The 16,040-nt window shown below is 36.8% G+C and carries 12 protein-coding genes, 3 tRNA genes and 1 pseudogene; 13 read left to right on the plus strand and 3 right to left on the minus strand.

Translation table 11 applies throughout. The features are described from left to right. Positions 1-24: 24 nt before the first annotated feature. The 13 genes and pseudogenes from FOT98_RS10305 to FOT98_RS10365 all read left to right on the plus strand — a co-directional run bounded on the left by FOT98_RS10305 (position 25) and on the right by FOT98_RS10365 (position 13,684). A tRNA-Lys gene (locus FOT98_RS10305) sits at positions 25-100 on the plus strand. A gap of 5 nt (positions 101-105) precedes the next feature. Continuing rightward, a tRNA-Gly gene (locus tag FOT98_RS10310) sits at positions 106-177 on the plus strand. 10 nt (positions 178-187) lie between these two features. After that, positions 188-260: transfer RNA gene (locus FOT98_RS10315), tRNA-Ala, on the plus strand. Between the two features lie 115 nt (positions 261-375). Next, positions 376-1,521 (plus strand): glycerate kinase, encoded by a 1,146-nt coding sequence (locus FOT98_RS10320; protein ID WP_063262604.1) that lies wholly within the window; start codon positions 376-378, stop codon positions 1,519-1,521. A gap of 209 nt (positions 1,522-1,730) precedes the next feature. Then, positions 1,731-2,624, plus strand: a complete 894-nt coding sequence (gene rocF / locus FOT98_RS10325) for an arginase (RefSeq protein WP_063262605.1) — start codon at positions 1,731-1,733, stop codon at positions 2,622-2,624. A 248-nt stretch (positions 2,625-2,872) separates the two neighbouring features. Next, positions 2,873-3,694 (plus strand): diadenylate cyclase CdaA, encoded by an 822-nt coding sequence (gene cdaA / locus FOT98_RS10330; protein ID WP_063262606.1) that lies wholly within the window; start codon positions 2,873-2,875, stop codon positions 3,692-3,694. Beyond that, a complete protein-coding gene (locus tag FOT98_RS10335) occupies positions 3,687-5,174 on the plus strand; it encodes a CdaR family protein (RefSeq protein ID WP_063262607.1) in 1,488 nt (495 codons plus the stop codon). The genes cdaA and FOT98_RS10335 overlap by 8 nt, the downstream gene beginning before the upstream one ends. Next, positions 5,167-6,513: a phosphoglucosamine mutase gene (glmM, locus tag FOT98_RS10340; RefSeq protein ID WP_000521484.1), complete on the plus strand. Its 1,347-nt coding sequence runs from the start codon at positions 5,167-5,169 to the stop codon at positions 6,511-6,513. Before FOT98_RS10335 ends, glmM begins: the two co-directional genes overlap by 8 nt. Positions 6,514-6,799: 286 nt before the next feature. Then, positions 6,800-6,986, plus strand: a pseudogene (locus FOT98_RS32890) (hypothetical protein). Between the two features lie 12 nt (positions 6,987-6,998). Continuing rightward, positions 6,999-8,801: a glutamine--fructose-6-phosphate transaminase (isomerizing) gene (gene glmS, locus FOT98_RS10350; RefSeq protein WP_063262608.1), complete on the plus strand. Its 1,803-nt coding sequence runs from the start codon at positions 6,999-7,001 to the stop codon at positions 8,799-8,801. 250 nt (positions 8,802-9,051) lie between these two features. After that, entirely contained in the window at positions 9,052-11,016 is a 1,965-nt protein-coding gene (locus tag FOT98_RS10355) for a S9 family peptidase (protein ID WP_063262620.1), read from the plus strand. Positions 11,017-11,113: 97 nt separating this feature from the next. Next, a complete protein-coding gene (locus FOT98_RS10360; RefSeq protein ID WP_063262621.1) occupies positions 11,114-11,680 on the plus strand; it encodes a DUF4256 domain-containing protein in 567 nt (188 codons plus the stop codon). A 384-nt stretch (positions 11,681-12,064) separates the two neighbouring features. Further along, a complete protein-coding gene (locus tag FOT98_RS10365) occupies positions 12,065-13,684 on the plus strand; it encodes an S-layer homology domain-containing protein (RefSeq protein ID WP_063262622.1) in 1,620 nt (539 codons plus the stop codon). 102 nt (positions 13,685-13,786) lie between these two features. Here the strand turns inward: FOT98_RS10365 and FOT98_RS10370 are convergent, their stop codons facing one another. From FOT98_RS10370 to FOT98_RS10385, 3 genes are all read right to left on the minus strand, one after another. Then, positions 13,787-14,455, minus strand: coding sequence for a methionine ABC transporter permease (locus FOT98_RS10370; protein ID WP_063262623.1), 669 nt, complete (start codon positions 14,453-14,455; stop codon positions 13,787-13,789). Further along, a complete protein-coding gene (locus FOT98_RS10375) occupies positions 14,430-15,470 on the minus strand; it encodes a methionine ABC transporter ATP-binding protein (RefSeq protein ID WP_063262624.1) in 1,041 nt (346 codons plus the stop codon). Before FOT98_RS10375 ends, FOT98_RS10370 begins: the two co-directional genes overlap by 26 nt. Before the next feature lie 158 nt (positions 15,471-15,628). Next, positions 15,629-16,040: RNA-guided endonuclease InsQ/TnpB family protein (locus FOT98_RS10385; protein ID WP_144291057.1), on the minus strand; the 412-nt coding region annotated here is incomplete at its 5' end.

Consider the following 16,040-nt stretch of genomic DNA (forward strand, 5'->3'; position numbering starts at 1 on the left):
AATCCAGCTAGCCCAGCCATTTACGAGCCATTAGCTCAGTTGGTAGAGCATCTGACTTTTAATCAGAGGGTCGAAGGTTCGAATCCTTCATGGCTCACCATTTTCGCGGAAGTAGTTCAGTGGTAGAATACAACCTTGCCAAGGTTGGGGTCGCGGGTTCGAATCCCGTCTTCCGCTTTATTACTAAGGGGCCTTAGCTCAGCTGGGAGAGCGCCTGCCTTGCACGCAGGAGGTCAGCGGTTCGATCCCGCTAGGCTCCATCTAATAGAGAAGCTTACATCATATGATGTAAGCTTTTTTTTGTGTTTAAAAAGACAACTTTCATATTTGTCATTTAAAATGGAGAAAATGCGAAAATAAAGGGTGGAGATAATTGTGAAAGTTGTTATTGCATCTGATTCATATAAAGAAAGCTTAAAAGCTATAGAAGTATGTGAAGCTATTGAAAGAGGTTTTGGAGCAATTTTTCCTAAAGCAGAGTACGTAAAAATACCAATTGGAGATGGAGGGGAAGGAACGGTTGATTCACTTGTAGATGCTACAGGGGGAAGGATTATATCACTTCATGTGACAGGGCCACTTAGAGAACGTGTACAAGCCTTTTACGGTATGTCTAAAGATAAAAAGACAGCGTTTATTGAAATGGCAGCAGCATCAGGATTACAACATGTTCCGGTTAAAAAGCGAAATCCACTTATTACAACGACTAAAGGAACTGGAGAGCTTATACTACACGCGCTAGACGAAGGAGCTGAGCACATTATTTTAGGACTTGGCGGAAGTGCTACAAATGATGGCGGAGCAGGTATGTTGTCAGCTTTAGGAGTCAGGTTTATAAATGGAAAAGGGGAAGTAATAGAGCCATCTGGAGGAACGTTACATTCGATTGTCACTATTGATTTTTCACGCTTGGATTCACGCTTAACGCATATAAAGATAGAAGCAGCGTGTGATGTAGATAATCCGTTAGTTGGAATAAGGGGAGCATCTTTCGTATTTGGGAGGCAAAAGGGTGCGAATGCAGAGATGATGAAAGAGTTGGATGAGAATTTAAAGCATTATGCGAATATCCTTAAACAATACTTATCTTGCGACGTATCTAAAATGCCTGGCGCAGGAGCTGCAGGAGGAATGGGAGCAGCTGTTATTGCAGTGTTAAAGGGAAGCTTGCGGAGAGGAATTGAAATTGTATTAGACTATACAAATTTTGATAAGCATATAGAAGGTGCAGATTTAATTATAACTGGTGAAGGGAGAATAGATGAACAAACAGCATATGGAAAGGCCCCTGTAGGTGTTGCGGAGCGTGCAAAGCATTTTCATATTCCTGTCATTGCTATTGGAGGATCTGTATCTCCGAATTATCCAGCTGTTCACGAAAAAGGAATCGATGCAGTATTTAGTATTACAGCGAGTCCGATGACATTAGAAGAGGCATATAAAGTAGCGGAAGAGAATATCGAAATGACAGCAAAGAATATTGCCGCAGTATGGAAAATAGCATCAGAAAAACACTTCTAAATGTAGGAGTGTTTTTTATTATTATCTAATAATAATGATGGTAGTTGTTTCATTAGGTTAACTTTATACATAGAATAGTCTTAACATTTGGATTTTAAAGCGGATATAAGTGAATAATTTGTATATCCATACAGAAAAATGTCGAGTTGAGTCAGACTATATAAAAGATTTAAAATATTTAGTGAAGGCACAAAAGGGGGATACTATCTATGAAAAAAGAAATTTCGGTTATTGGAGTTCCAATGGATTTAGGACAGATGCGTCGCGGAGTTGATATGGGGCCGAGCGCAATCCGTTATGCAGGCGTAATTGAAAGAATTGAAGAAATTGGATATGACGTTAAAGATATAGGAGATATATGTATAGAGAGAGAAAAAGAAGTAGATGTAAATACAAGCTTAAGAAACCTTACACAAGTTGCAACTGTTTGTAACGAATTAGCAAGTAAGGTGGATCATATTATAGAAGAAGGACGTTTTCCACTTGTATTAGGTGGCGATCATAGTATTGCTATTGGTACATTAGCTGGTGTTGCGAAACATTATAAAAACTTAGGTGTTATTTGGTATGATGCACATGGTGATTTAAATACAGAAGAAACTTCACCATCTGGAAATATTCATGGTATGTCACTTGCAGCAAGTTTAGGGTATGGGCATCAAACGCTTGTAGATTTATACGGGGCATATCCAAAGGTGAAAAAAGAGAACGTTGTAATTATTGGTGCACGTGCATTAGATGAAGGAGAAAAAGACTTTATTCGCAATGAAGGTATTAAAGTATTCTCAATGCACGAGATTGATCGTATGGGTATGACAGCTGTTATGGAAGAAACTATCGCGTATTTATCTCATACTGATGGTGTGCATTTATCATTAGATTTAGATGGCCTTGACCCACATGATGCACCAGGAGTTGGAACGCCTGTAATTGGTGGCCTATCTTATCGTGAAAGCCATTTAGCAATGGAAATGTTAGCGGAAGCTGATATTGTTACATCAGCTGAGTTTGTTGAAGTAAATACTATTTTAGATGAGCGAAATAGAACGGCAACAACAGCAGTTGCTTTAATGGGTTCTTTATTCGGTGAAAAACTAAAGTAAATGTAAGAAAAGCAACTGAGAAGTTGCTTTTTTTATTTGAAAATAAGCGTATAATAATGATTTATATTATACTGTACGATAATAATGTTTGACATCTTACCAATTTAGACTAAAGGGGGTTGTTTGTAATTGTTGTTTGTTTCATGTATGGTATAATTAACTAGTTGTTGGAAATACATACAGATAGAGCATAAAACAATATTTCAATATATGGATAGAATTGCTCGTAAGTAGGAGGAAGGGTTAGCATGCCTTTTGAAGATACGACCATTTTGAAATATCTTAGTACGGTATTAGATATTGCCGTTGTATGGTTTATTATATATAAGCTAATTCTCATAATCCGAGGAACGAAAGCTGTTCAACTTTTAAAAGGGATTACAGTTATTATTGTCGTTCGGATGATCAGTATTTTCCTTGAATTGCATACGCTTTATTGGCTGACTGAGCAAGTATTAACGTGGGGATTTTTAGCCGTTATTATTATTTTTCAGCCAGAATTGCGAAGGGCACTTGAGCAGCTAGGACGCGGGAGTTTGTTTTCGCGTGTTGGAACTCATGAGGATGATGAACCTGAAATCGTTGCAACAGCGATAGCGAAAGCAACGGAATATATGGGAAAACGTAGAATTGGTGCATTAATTACTTTGTCTAAAGAGACCGGTATGGGTGATTATGTGGAAACAGGTATTCCGCTAAATGCAAATGTATCATCGGAATTACTCATTAATATTTTCATTCCTAATACACCTCTTCATGATGGAGCAGTTATTATGCAAGGAAGTACCATTAAAGCAGCAGCTTGTTATCTTCCGTTATCGGAAAGTCCTTTTATCTCTAAGGAGTTAGGAACTAGACATCGTGCTGCAATGGGAGTTAGTGAAGTTACTGATAGTATTACAGTAGTTGTGTCGGAAGAAACAGGTCAAATTTCTTTAACGAAAAATGGTAAGTTGCATCGTGATTTGAAGACAGAACAACTGAAAGATATGTTGTTAGCTGAATTTAGTGCAAGCATAAAAACGACTTCTTCGTCTTTATGGAATTGGAGGAGAAAGCGTCATGGATAAGTTAATGGAGAATCATTGGTTCTTAAAGGGGATCTCATTACTATTGGCGTGTATGCTTTTTATGTCAGCGACTTTAACTGAAAAAAATACGACATCGGGGATACTACCTTTTGCAAATGATGCGAAAGAAACATTAACTAATTATGCTATTACCCTTAAGTATGATGAAGATAAATATATTGTAAGTGGTATTCCGGCAGAGGGCGTTAAGGTAAAGTTAGAGGGCCCAAAAGCAGCAGTTGCTACAGCAAAAGCGAAAAAACAATTTGATATACCAGTTGATTTGAGAGATAGCGAAAAAGGAACTTATGAAGTTTCTTTAAAAACGAACGGCCTTCCAGATGATGTGAAAGGAACAGTTCAGCCATCAACAATTAAAATTACGCTACATGAAAAAGCGAGAAAATATGTTCATGTAGACTTAAAGTTATCAAATGAGGATCAAATGCCAGCAGGTTCTACTCTCGAAAAATCAAACATTAAACCTGATACTGTCGAGGTAGTTGGAACGAAAGAAGAAATTGAAAGTATTTCATCTGCTAAGGCTTATATTGATTTAAAAGGTGTTAATAAAACTGTTACAAAAACAGCCGAAGTTACATTATACAATAAAGAAGGAAAACGTTTAAACGTAAGAACGAGTCCATCTAAAATTAGTGTAACATTGAATGTGGCGACGCAAGCTACGGCCAATAATACTGAAAAAACTGTTCCTGTAACGTATACGAAAAAGGGGAGTTTACCAGAAGGATTGGCTGTTACAAATATTAGCGTTGAGCCGAGCGAAGTAACGATAGCAGGTCCAAAAGATATATTGGATAATATACAATCGATAGAGGGGGTCGAAGTAGATCTTAGTCAATTGACAGAGTCTACAACATTCGATACCTCTGTTTTATTGCCAAAGGGTGTAACAAGTGCAAAACCGAATCAAGTGAAGGTTTCAGTAGGTGTGCAAAAGGCAAAACAAACGAAAACAAGAACAATTGATGGTATATCAATTCAAAAAAATGGACTTTCTAAAGATGTTACGGCCCAGCTACTTTCGCCGCAAGATGGGAAGATAAGCGTTGATATTTCAGGAGAAACAAGTATAGTAGATAAAATAACAGCTGCTCAAATAACAGCAGCCATTAATTTGCAAAATGTATCTCCGGGAACGAAGGATGTTTCTATTCAAGTAAGCGGTCCTGGTAATATTTCAATAGAGCCAAAGCAAAAAAGTGCTAAAGTCACAATTGTGAAGAAAGAAAATCCAGATAAAGAAGTACAGGGTAACGGTGAAAAACCAGATTCAAATAATAACCAAGATAATCAAACTGAAAAACCAAAAAATCCTGAACCTGAACAGAAGCCTAAGCCTGACACGGAACAGGAACCAAATAAGGATAAAGATAAAGATAAAGATAAAGAAACTAGTCAAGAGCCAACAGTAGATAATCAAAAAGAGCCAGAAAAAGGAGCGAATCATAATGGGTAAATATTTTGGTACAGATGGAGTACGCGGGGTTGCGAACCAGGAGTTAACACCTGAATTAGCATTCAAAATTGGACGTTTTGGTGGTTATGTATTAACAAAAGATACTGATCGTCCAAAAGTAATTATCGGGCGTGATACACGTATATCAGGACATATGTTAGAAGGAGCTTTAGTAGCGGGTCTATTATCAACTGGAGCAGAAGTAATGCGCCTAGGTGTTATTTCTACACCAGGTGTTGCTTATTTAACAAAAGCATTAGATGCACAAGCGGGTGTTATGATTTCTGCATCTCATAATCCAGTACAGGATAATGGAATCAAATTCTTCGGTTCTGACGGTTTTAAATTAACAGATGAGCAAGAAGCAGAAATCGAAGCTTTATTAGACAAAGAAGTTGATGAGTTACCACGTCCAACAGGTACGAATCTTGGACAAGTGAGTGATTATTTTGAAGGCGGACAAAAATATTTACAATATATTAAACAAACTGTAGAGGAAGATTTCTCTGGTTTACATATCGCTTTAGATTGTGCGCATGGTGCTACGTCTTCTTTAGCTCCATACTTATTTGCAGATTTAGAGGCTGATATTTCAACGATGGGAACTTCACCAAACGGTATGAACATTAACGATGGAGTAGGTTCTACACATCCAGAAGTATTAGCTAAATTAGTAAAAGACAAAGGCGCTGATATCGGTCTTGCTTTTGATGGTGATGGTGACCGTCTAATCGCTGTAGATGAAAAAGGAAACATCGTTGATGGCGATCAAATTATGTTTATTTGTGCGAAGTACATGAAAGAAACTGGCCAACTAAAGCACAATACAGTTGTTTCAACAGTTATGAGTAACTTAGGTTTCTACAAAGCACTTGAAGCTAACAATATCACAAGTGATAAAACAGCAGTTGGTGACCGTTACGTAATGGAAGAGATGAAGCGTGGTGGATATAACCTGGGTGGAGAACAATCAGGTCACATTATCTTACTTGATTACATTACAACTGGTGATGGAATGTTAAGTGCACTTCAACTTGTAAACATCATGAAAATGACGAAAAAACCATTATCTGAGCTTGCAGGAGAAATGACGAAGTTCCCGCAATTATTAGTAAACGTTCGTGTAACAGATAAAAAACTAGCATTAGAAAATGAAAAAATTAAAGACATTATTCGTGTTGTAGAGGAAGAAATGAACGGTGATGGCCGCATTCTTGTTCGTCCATCTGGAACAGAGCCACTTATTCGTGTAATGGCAGAAGCACCAACACAAGAAGTTTGTGACGCATATGTACATCGTATTGTAGAAGTTGTGAAAGCTGAAGTTGGCGCTGAATAATTCAATAAATTTATGAAAAAGGAGCACATTAAGTGCTCCTTTTTCATATGTTTTATAGACGATGAAAAAAATTTCATTGACGGTTTATCCATGTTTGTTATAAGATGGTCTTGTTCTTTTTCTCAAAGGAAATATTGTAAATTATAGAAGCGCCAGAACTACAAGTAGTGTAGTTGACGAGGTGGAGTTTATCGAGATTTCGGCGGATGACTCCCGGTTGTTCATCACAACCGCAAGCTTTTACTTAAATCATTAAGGTGACTTAGTGGACAAAGGTGAAAGTGTGATGAGAGAAAAGGAACGGATACAAACTAGCTGTATAAGTATATACGGACTTAAACCCAATCGAGAGGAAGGTGAAAGCCGTTACAAGCTTACAGGGCTAGCAATATGTAATCCGTTTTTTTAGTATAAATAAAAATGGTATCGGACTATGTCGTTACATGTTCGCAGAGCAATGTAAGCATTTGTAACGGCGACTAAACATGTGTGGAATCGTAGGATTTATTGGAGAACAAGATGCAAAGGAAATTTTATTAAAAGGTTTAGAAAAGCTAGAATATCGTGGATATGATTCAGCGGGTATTGCAGTACAAGCAGAGAACGGTGTTGTTGTATACAAAGAAAAAGGTCGTATTGCAAAACTTCGCGAAATCGTAGATGAGAACGTAGCAGCAAGCGTGGGAATCGGTCACACACGCTGGGCTACACATGGTGTTCCAAGCAAAGTAAACGCGCATCCGCATCAAAGTACATCAAAACGCTTTACACTAGTTCATAACGGTGTAATTGAAAACTATGAATTAGTGAAAAAAGAATATTTACAAGATGTAACGTTCGTAAGTGAAACTGATACAGAGATTATCGTACAGCTTATGGAACAACAAGTGAGCACAGGACTAAGTGTAGAAGAAGCGTTCCGTAATACGCTATCTCTTTTACATGGCTCTTATGCAATCGGATTACTTGATGCTGAAAATCCAAACATGATTTATGTTGCTAAAAACAAAAGCCCGCTATTAGTAGGTGTTGGTGACAACTTTAATGTTGTGGCGAGCGACGCTATGGCGATGTTACAAGTTACAGATCAATTTATTGAGTTAATGGATAAAGAAATCGTAATCGTAACAAAAGAAAGTATTACAATTAAAAACTTACAAGGTGAAACGATTGAACGTGCACCGTTTACAGCGGAATTAGACGCAAGTGATATTGAAAAAGGAACATATCCTCATTTCATGCTTAAAGAAATCGATGAGCAACCACTTGTAATCCGTAATATAATTCAAAAGTATCAAGATGAAAATGGCGAGATTGAATTAGATCAAGACATCCGCAATGCGATTTTAGATAGCGATCGTGTTTACATCATTGCATGTGGAACGAGTTATCATGCAGGTCTTGTTGGAAAACAATTTATCGAGAAGTTTGCAAAAATGCCAGTTGAAGTGCATGTAGCAAGTGAATTCTCTTATAACATGCCATTATTAACAGAAAGACCATTCTTCATTTACATTTCACAAAGTGGTGAAACAGCTGATAGCCGTGCAGTACTTGTACAAACAAATGAAATGGGTCATAAAGCATTAACGATTACAAACGTACCTGGTTCTACACTTTCTCGTGAAGCTGATTACACACTTCCGTTATACGCGGGACCAGAAATCGCAGTTGCATCAACGAAAGCTTACACAGCACAGCTTGCAGTACTTTCAATTTTAGCTGCGGACATTGCTAAAGCAAAAGGTGAAGTTCTTGATTTCGATTTAACACACGAATTAGGACTTGTAGCAAATGCAATGATAGAACTTTGTGATCAAAAAGAAGAAATGGACGCATTAGCAAAACAATTTTTAGCAACAACGCGTAACTGTTTCTTCATCGGACGTAGCGTAGACTTCTACGTAGGATTAGAAGGTGCGTTAAAGCTAAAAGAAATTTCTTACATCCAAGCAGAAGGATTTGCTGGAGGAGAATTAAAACACGGTACAATCGCCTTAATCGAAAACGGTACACCAGTTATCGCACTTGCTACACAAGAGCACGTAAACCTTGGAATTCGTGGTAACGTGAAAGAAGTAGTAGCACGTGGAGCTAACCCATGTATCATCTCAATGAAGGGCTTAGAAATGGAAGGTGACAGCTTCGTATTACCAGCTGTACACGAAGCACTAGCACCGCTAGTAGCAGTTATTCCATTCCAACTTATCTCATACTACGCAGCACTTCACCGCGAGTGTGACGTTGATAAGCCACGTAACTTAGCTAAGTCTGTTACTGTTGAGTAGGAGATTGGTAGGTTAATAAATATACGAATCGGTACCCCTTTAGATATGTTATCTAAAGGGGTATTTTTTATTGAAAAAGAAAATCTAAAATTGGTAGGTGGATAGAATCCTACTAATTAAAGTTTTGCTTTATCAGATCCACTTTTATTTATCTGAATTTTCCGCTATCATTTTAGTATGCGTGAACAATTTTCTTTATTATGAAGAGAAAAGACGATAGATACATGGACATTATAAGGGGGCTTATTATATGGAAGTGAAAGCAAAAACATATTTAAGTATAGAAGAGATTATTTCATTACCGGCCTTATCAAGTGCAAATATAAGTGATGATGGAAAAAACGTAGCATTTGTAAAAAAGACAGCTAACTGGGAAGACAATGCGTATAGAAATCATGTATGGATATATGAGAAAGATAAAGGGCAGAGTTACCCACTAATAAATGAGGATATAGATGGTACACATCCATTATGGTCTCCAGATTCTAAGACTATTGCATACCTTAGCCCAGGCGATGACGGAGCTAATACAAATCAGATCTTTGTTAAGTCAATAGACGGTGGTAGTGAGGTTCAAATTACGGATGAGAAGGATGGAGTTAATACATTCAAATGGGAGCCTACTGGTAAAGGTTTTTATTATATTGCACAGTCAAAAGAATGTGAGGACATAAAGAAACGTAAGGAACTATATGGAGATTTCCACCATGTAGGTAAGGAACATCGAAATAATTGTTTATACTACATTAAGATAGAAAAGGTAATACAAAATGATAAAGAGGAACGCGAGATTAAAGGTGTTTATCAACTAACGGATGGTAAAGATTTTTATATACATAACTTTGATATTTCAAATGATGGGAAAAAGGTTGTATGTATGGCTACACCAAGCTTAAACGATTATATGAATGGTGATCTCTACATATTAGATGTTGAAGCTGGAGAACTACAAAAAATGAATATGGATAAGTTGTTAGGAGCGAGTGTCTGCTTGTCTCCCGAGGGCGATAAAATATGTTACGCAGCAAGTATAAGAGAGAAGGATTACTATAAAAATCATATACAGGATAGTACATTAGAGATATATGATAGGAATACGGGAGAGGTAATCCAACCTTTAACCGATTTTGATAGTACGGTTATGCCATTACAGTGGACGGCTAAAGGGATTTTAATTAGATGGCAGGATAAAACGAATTACCGTATTGGATTGCTGTGTGAGGATGGTACTGTGGAAATGTTAAGCGAAACAGTAGATGGTTTTATAATGGATGCCTCTATAACAAGGGATGGCAATCATATAACATATACTAAGGCTATAACAAATGAAACCTTTGAAATCTATTTGGATGATAAAAAAATAACGAATGAAAATAGCTTTTTCGAAGGCAAGCTTAAAAGTAATAGGGAAATCATCTCATGGAGAAGTAGTGATGGTCTTGAAATAGAAGGTGTTCTATCAACTCCAGTAGAGTTTGATACAAATAAAAAATATCCCTTATTAGTAGTAATCCATGGTGGTCCGAATTGGGCGTCCTTTCCGATATTTTCAGACTGCTTTAATGAGAAATATCCGATTGAACAGTTTGTTGAAAAAGGCTTTATCGTTTTAGAACCAAACTATAGAGGAAGTTCTGGTTATGGTAATGAATTTTTAAAAGCAAACTATAGAAAACAAGGATTTGCTGATTATGATGATATTATATCTGGAGTGGATGCACTAGTTGAAAAAGGGATAGTAGATAAAGAGAGAGTAGGAGTTATGGGGTGGAGTAACGGAGGATATATATCAGCTTTTTGTTCTACATGCAGCAGTAGATTTAAAGCTATTTCAGTTGGGGGCGGAATTACGAACTGGGGTACCCATTATGTAAATACAGATATCCCTTACTTTATTAGCATGTATTTAGGAAATACTCCATGGAATGATCCAGAGATATATAAGAAAACATCACCAATGACATATATTAAATCAGCATGTACGCCTACCTTAATTCAACATGGAGAAAAGGATGTAAGAATTCCAACTACAAATGCATATGAGCTACATGAAGGATTAAGAGATATGGAAGTGGATACAGAATTAATTATATTTACAGGCATGGCATATAGTCCTAATCAGCCAGGGATAGGCGTGGCTATTATGAAACAAAATTTGATGTGGTTTTCACACTATATTCTTGGAGAAAGCATGAAAGGTTTTCGTACTATATAATGGATATATGTACAGGGGTTTTTCGTTGTAAACTGTATACAAATTATCATTGAAAAAATTTAAATGATTATAAGGAAACGTAATTCGGAGGATTAATATGACAGAGAATAAAAATGCATTATCTGTAGAACAACGTGAAGAACTATTAAAAGCATTACAAGCTCGTTTTGAGAAAAACATGAATCGCCATGAAGGTCTTGAATGGGCTAAAATTGAAGCGAAGCTAACTACTAATACTGAAAAATTATGGTCAATTCACGAAATGGAAGTAACTGGCGGTGAGCCGGATGTTGTTGGTTATAATGAAGAGAAGGATGAGTATACTTTCTGTGATTGTTCAAAGGAGAGTCCTAAAGGCCGCAGAAGTCTTTGTTATGATCTTGAAGCGTTAGAGGCAAGAAAAAAACATAAACCAGAAAATAACGTTATTGATGTGGCAGCTGCTATGGGCATTGAATTATTAACGGAAGAACAATATCGCGAGTTGCAACAACTTGGAGATTTCGATATGAAATCATCAAGCTGGGTACAAACGCCTTCAGATATTCGAGAACTCGGTGGTGCTCTATTTTGCGATTATCGCTTCGGACACGTTTTTGTGTACCACAATGGAGCAGATTCCTACTATGCTGCTAGAGGATTTCGCGGTTCGTTAAGAGTTTAAATTTGAAAAAAGTAAGAGCATGTTTTAATTAATCTTTTTGAAACATGCTCTTTTCTATAATTGTTATTTAGAGTTATCCATATTGGTTAACCTATTTAAAAATTACAATTCTATGTAAAATTAATTAATATCTAGCATATTAGTAAACTCATACCTAGGGGTGTAGCGAAAAAGGATTTCTAAAAATAGGAATTCTTTTTTATTTGTTGTCAGGATTTTTAAAGAATTTAGAGATTTCATAGAAAATAAACGGGATATCGAGTAAAATGTTAAGTATTGTTTTCGACATTCAAAAGGGTATTTTAAAGCTTTTTTTCGCTAATTTTTATAAGTCTATGAAGGGAGGAAGATATATCTAAAATAGCAAGATATATCAAATTAAACATGAGTATTACATTTCATAAAAAGGTAGTAGCATTAACAGCAGGATTAACGGTATTATCTTCATCTATGGTATCGTTCGCAGAGGAACAACAATCAGGAAATAACTATCAATCTATAAGTGCTCTAGAACAAGGTGGAACTGGGCAGATTCAAGTATCAGATGAACAAGCCTTGAAAAGTATTGAAGAGAGTTTTGAAGGAGTAGACGGGCGTGGTGGAGGTACTGTCGATAATAAGAAAGTAGACAGTCTTCAAGGTTCAGAAGGTATGTATGAAGAAACAGGTACGTTAACGGTTCCTAACAATTCAAATAGAACAAAACGTAGTCTTTCTTTTTCAGCCCCTAAAGTTTCTAGTACTATAAATGGCGTCCCATTCACTGAATGGATTGTTCCAACTGGTAACGAGAATATTCGTCCTCAAAACCATATGGTTCCAAAGTATATTACAATTCATGAGACTGATAATACAAAAGTAGGAGCAGGAGCTAAAAACCATGCTCAATACTTATATAACCAAGCGACAGGGAAAACAGATCGAGCTGCATCATGGCACTTTACAGTAGATGATAAGGAGATTTATCAACACTTACCATTAAACGAGAACGGATGGCACGCAGGAGATGGCGATGGTCCAGGTAATAGAGAATCTATTGCAATTGAAATTGCAGTTAACAGTGATGGTGACTATAATAAGGCAGTAGATAACGCTAAGAAACTTGCAGCTTATTTAATGAAAGAAACAGGTGTACCATTAAATAATGTTGTAAAACACCAAAAATGGAGTGGTAAAATCTGTCCTGCTATTATGATTAATAGTGGACAATGGGTTCCATTCGTAAATGGTGTTGAAGGGTATTATAATAAATTTTATCAACCAACAGACGATATAACAGGAGGTTGGTATGAGCCAGCTATTCGTGATTTGAATAGAAGAGGTATTATGGTCGGAGAAGGAAATGGCATTTTTGCGCCTAATAGATCTGTAACAAGAGCGGAGTTTGCTCAATTAATCTCTAATTCTTTAAGTCTGCCAGCTGGAGATGCAACGTTTAAAGATTTAAATGATGTAAATCCAACTTTACGAGATGGTATTAAACGTACTGCAAGTGTAGGCATCATTTCTGGTAGAGGAGATGGTAATTTTGACCCTAACACACCTATTACAAGAGAAGAAGCAGCGGTTATTGTAAATAAAGCTTTAGAGTATAAAAAAATAAGTGGACCATTGGCAAACTTACCATTTGCAGATAGAAATCAAATTATTTATAAAGAAGCAGTACAAAGATTATACGGTTTGGGTATTGTAAAAGGTATGGGAGATAATCTGTATGCGCCTAAAGGAACGACGACTCGTGGTGAAACAGCAGCATTCATTTTAAACATGCTTCAAGTAATTGAAACTGGTAATGTTCAAAAAGGTATTGGTACAGTTGAAATTAATGGAATTGGGGTAAATGTTCGCAGTGGAGCAGGAGCTAGCTATTCCGTTGTTAGAAAAGCAAGCAAAGGTGAAAAAGCTACAGTATACGAAGAAAAGAATGGTTGGCTAAGAATTGGTACAGGTGAGTGGGTTTATAATGAACCTAGTTACATAGTATATAAGAAGGATAAAAATTAAATCGTGAAGAAGCAGAATGGATTACTGGACAAGTTATTCATTCTGAAGGTGGATTTAAAAGGTAAAAAGAAGGTATCTTACCAGGGTGAGATACCTTCTTTTTTAATCTTTCTTCAATCTTCGTGCAACACTATTCCCTAAAGACTGTAACCCTTGAACGAGGATAATTAAAATAAAGACAGTTGCATACATTACTTCCGGTTCGTAGCGTAAGTGTCCGAATCGATATGCTAAATCACCAAGGCCGCCAGCACCTACAAGTCCAGCCATTGCTGTTGCACCAATTAGACCGATTGTTGCAATTGTTAATCCAAGTACAAGGGAGGGACGAGCTTCTTTCACCATAACGTGCCAAATAATTTTTATAGTAGAAACGCCCATTGCTTGGTAAGCTTCAATAACTCCACGATCCACTTCTAATAAAGCTGTCTCCATTAATCGTGCAATATAGGGAGCTGTGAAGACGACAAGTGGTACGATAACACCTTGCACACCAATGGATGTTCCCATTAGAAACTTTGTAAAAGGTAAAATGAAGAATAATAGAATGATAAATGGAAGAGAGCGAATGATATTAATAATTGTATTAAGAATAGGATAAATGATTTTATTTTCTTGCTGTCCACCAGGTCTCGTTAAAACAAGTGTGACGCCAAGTGGTAATGCAATAAGGATAGAGATGAATAGTGAAATAGATGTCATTTGAAATGTTTGAATGGTCGCTTCCCATATGACCTTACCCCATTCATCCAAAAAGGACTTGTTTCCCATAGTCTGTTCTACCTCCTTCTACGATGATCCCTTGCTCTTGTAAGAATGCTAAAGCGCGGTCTACTTCATTTTTCTCACCCTGCATATGAATGATCAGTTTCCCGTATGCTTCATGTTTTAACTGCGTAATATTACCGGACAAAATATTCGGATACACTTGAAAACGTTTTGTAGCGACAGCTAATGCTGGCTCTCCTGAAGCATTACCTATAAAGGAGAGAGTTACAATTTCACCGGTAGTTTGTAGTTCTTTTTGTACTTCTTCTGGAATCCTTGCTGCAAATGCACTATTTACGAATTTCTTCGTTGTTACATGTTGTGGGTTTGTGAAGATATCCTTCACGGTCCCGCTTTCAACTACTGCTCCATGTTCCATAACAGCAACTCGATCACATATACGCTGGATGACATTCATTTCATGTGTAATTAATAAAATTGTGATCCCGATTTCTTCATTAATCTTTAGTAATAGGTCAAGAATAGAATCCGTTGTTTCTGGGTCTAAAGCACTCGTTGCTTCGTCGCTTAATAACACTTCTGGTTCATGTGATAGTGCACGGGCGATTGCCACACGTTGTTTTTGGCCGCCAGAAAGTTCACTCGGATAGGCATCCTTTCGATTAAAGAGGTCGACAATGCGTAAATATCTTTCTACCCTTTTTTCAATTTCATTTTTGGGAAGACCAGATAGACGTAACGGTAATGCGATATTTTCATAAACAGTCACAGTTTTAAGTAAGTTAAATCCTTGAAAAATCATCCCGATTTTTTGTCTCGCTTTTGCGAGTTCTTTTGCTGATAGAGTTGTTAAGTCTTGGCCGTTTACAATGATAGTTCCTGTCGTTGGTTTTTCTAATAAATTTACACATCGAATTAATGTACTTTTACCAGCGCCACTATATCCAATGATTCCAAATACTTCACCCTTTTTTACTTGAAGGGAAGTAGACTTAAGAGCTTCTACATACCCTTTTTTTGTTGTAAATACTTTGGATACATTTTTTAATTCAATCATTATCGTCAGCTGCTACTAAAAATATAGACAAATGTATATTCTTAGAGTATTCCTGCTTTTACGTGCCCTGCCTCGCTAATCACTTGCTACTACAGTTTGCTGTGACACTCCACAGGCGTAAATTCCGATGTAGCCCACCGTACATATATACAATCTATTTACGTTAGTATTGTATATTTTTTTGCTTGTAAAAGGTTGATAGATGCATTTAAATCTCTATCCATTACATTTCCACAATCACATGTATATACTCGGTCAGACAGCTTTAAATCCGACTTTTTTTGACCGCAACATGAACATATTTTAGAAGATGGGTGGAATCTGTCCACTTGCCGTAGTTCAATTCCATATTCCCTACATTTCGTTGATAACAATGTTTTAAAAGCATAAAAACATTGTTGCGCTACAACTTTAGATAGATGTTTGTTCTTCATCATACCTTTTACATTCAAATCTTCTACTGTAATAAACATTGGCTTGGTTTTCACCACATTCGTTACAATAGACTTTACATACTCTATTCGAATATTCGCTAATCGAGCATGCAACTTTTGCACTCTAAGAACATTT

Source organism: Bacillus sp. HY001 (assembly GCF_007558965.1).
GTDB classification, from domain to species: Bacteria; Bacillota; Bacilli; order Bacillales; family Bacillaceae_G; genus Bacillus_A; species Bacillus_A mobilis.

Coding starts and splice junctions, on each gene's coding strand:
- rocF (WP_063262605.1), top strand. CDS start 1,731: ATGAAAAAAGAAATTTCGGTTATTGGAGTTCCAATGGATTTAGGACAG.
- cdaA (WP_063262606.1), top strand. CDS start 2,873: ATGCCTTTTGAAGATACGACCATTTTGAAATATCTTAGTACGGTATTA.
- FOT98_RS10335 (WP_063262607.1), top strand. CDS start 3,687: ATGGATAAGTTAATGGAGAATCATTGGTTCTTAAAGGGGATCTCATTA.
- glmM (WP_000521484.1), top strand. CDS start 5,167: ATGGGTAAATATTTTGGTACAGATGGAGTACGCGGGGTTGCGAACCAG.
- glmS (WP_063262608.1), top strand. CDS start 6,999: ATGTGTGGAATCGTAGGATTTATTGGAGAACAAGATGCAAAGGAAATT.
- FOT98_RS10355 (WP_063262620.1), top strand. CDS start 9,052: ATGGAAGTGAAAGCAAAAACATATTTAAGTATAGAAGAGATTATTTCA.
- FOT98_RS10360 (WP_063262621.1), top strand. CDS start 11,114: ATGACAGAGAATAAAAATGCATTATCTGTAGAACAACGTGAAGAACTA.
- FOT98_RS10365 (WP_063262622.1), top strand. CDS start 12,065: ATGAGTATTACATTTCATAAAAAGGTAGTAGCATTAACAGCAGGATTA.
- FOT98_RS10370 (WP_063262623.1), bottom strand. CDS start 14,455: ATGGGAAACAAGTCCTTTTTGGATGAATGGGGTAAGGTCATATGGGAA.
- FOT98_RS10375 (WP_063262624.1), bottom strand. CDS start 15,470: ATGATTGAATTAAAAAATGTATCCAAAGTATTTACAACAAAAAAAGGG.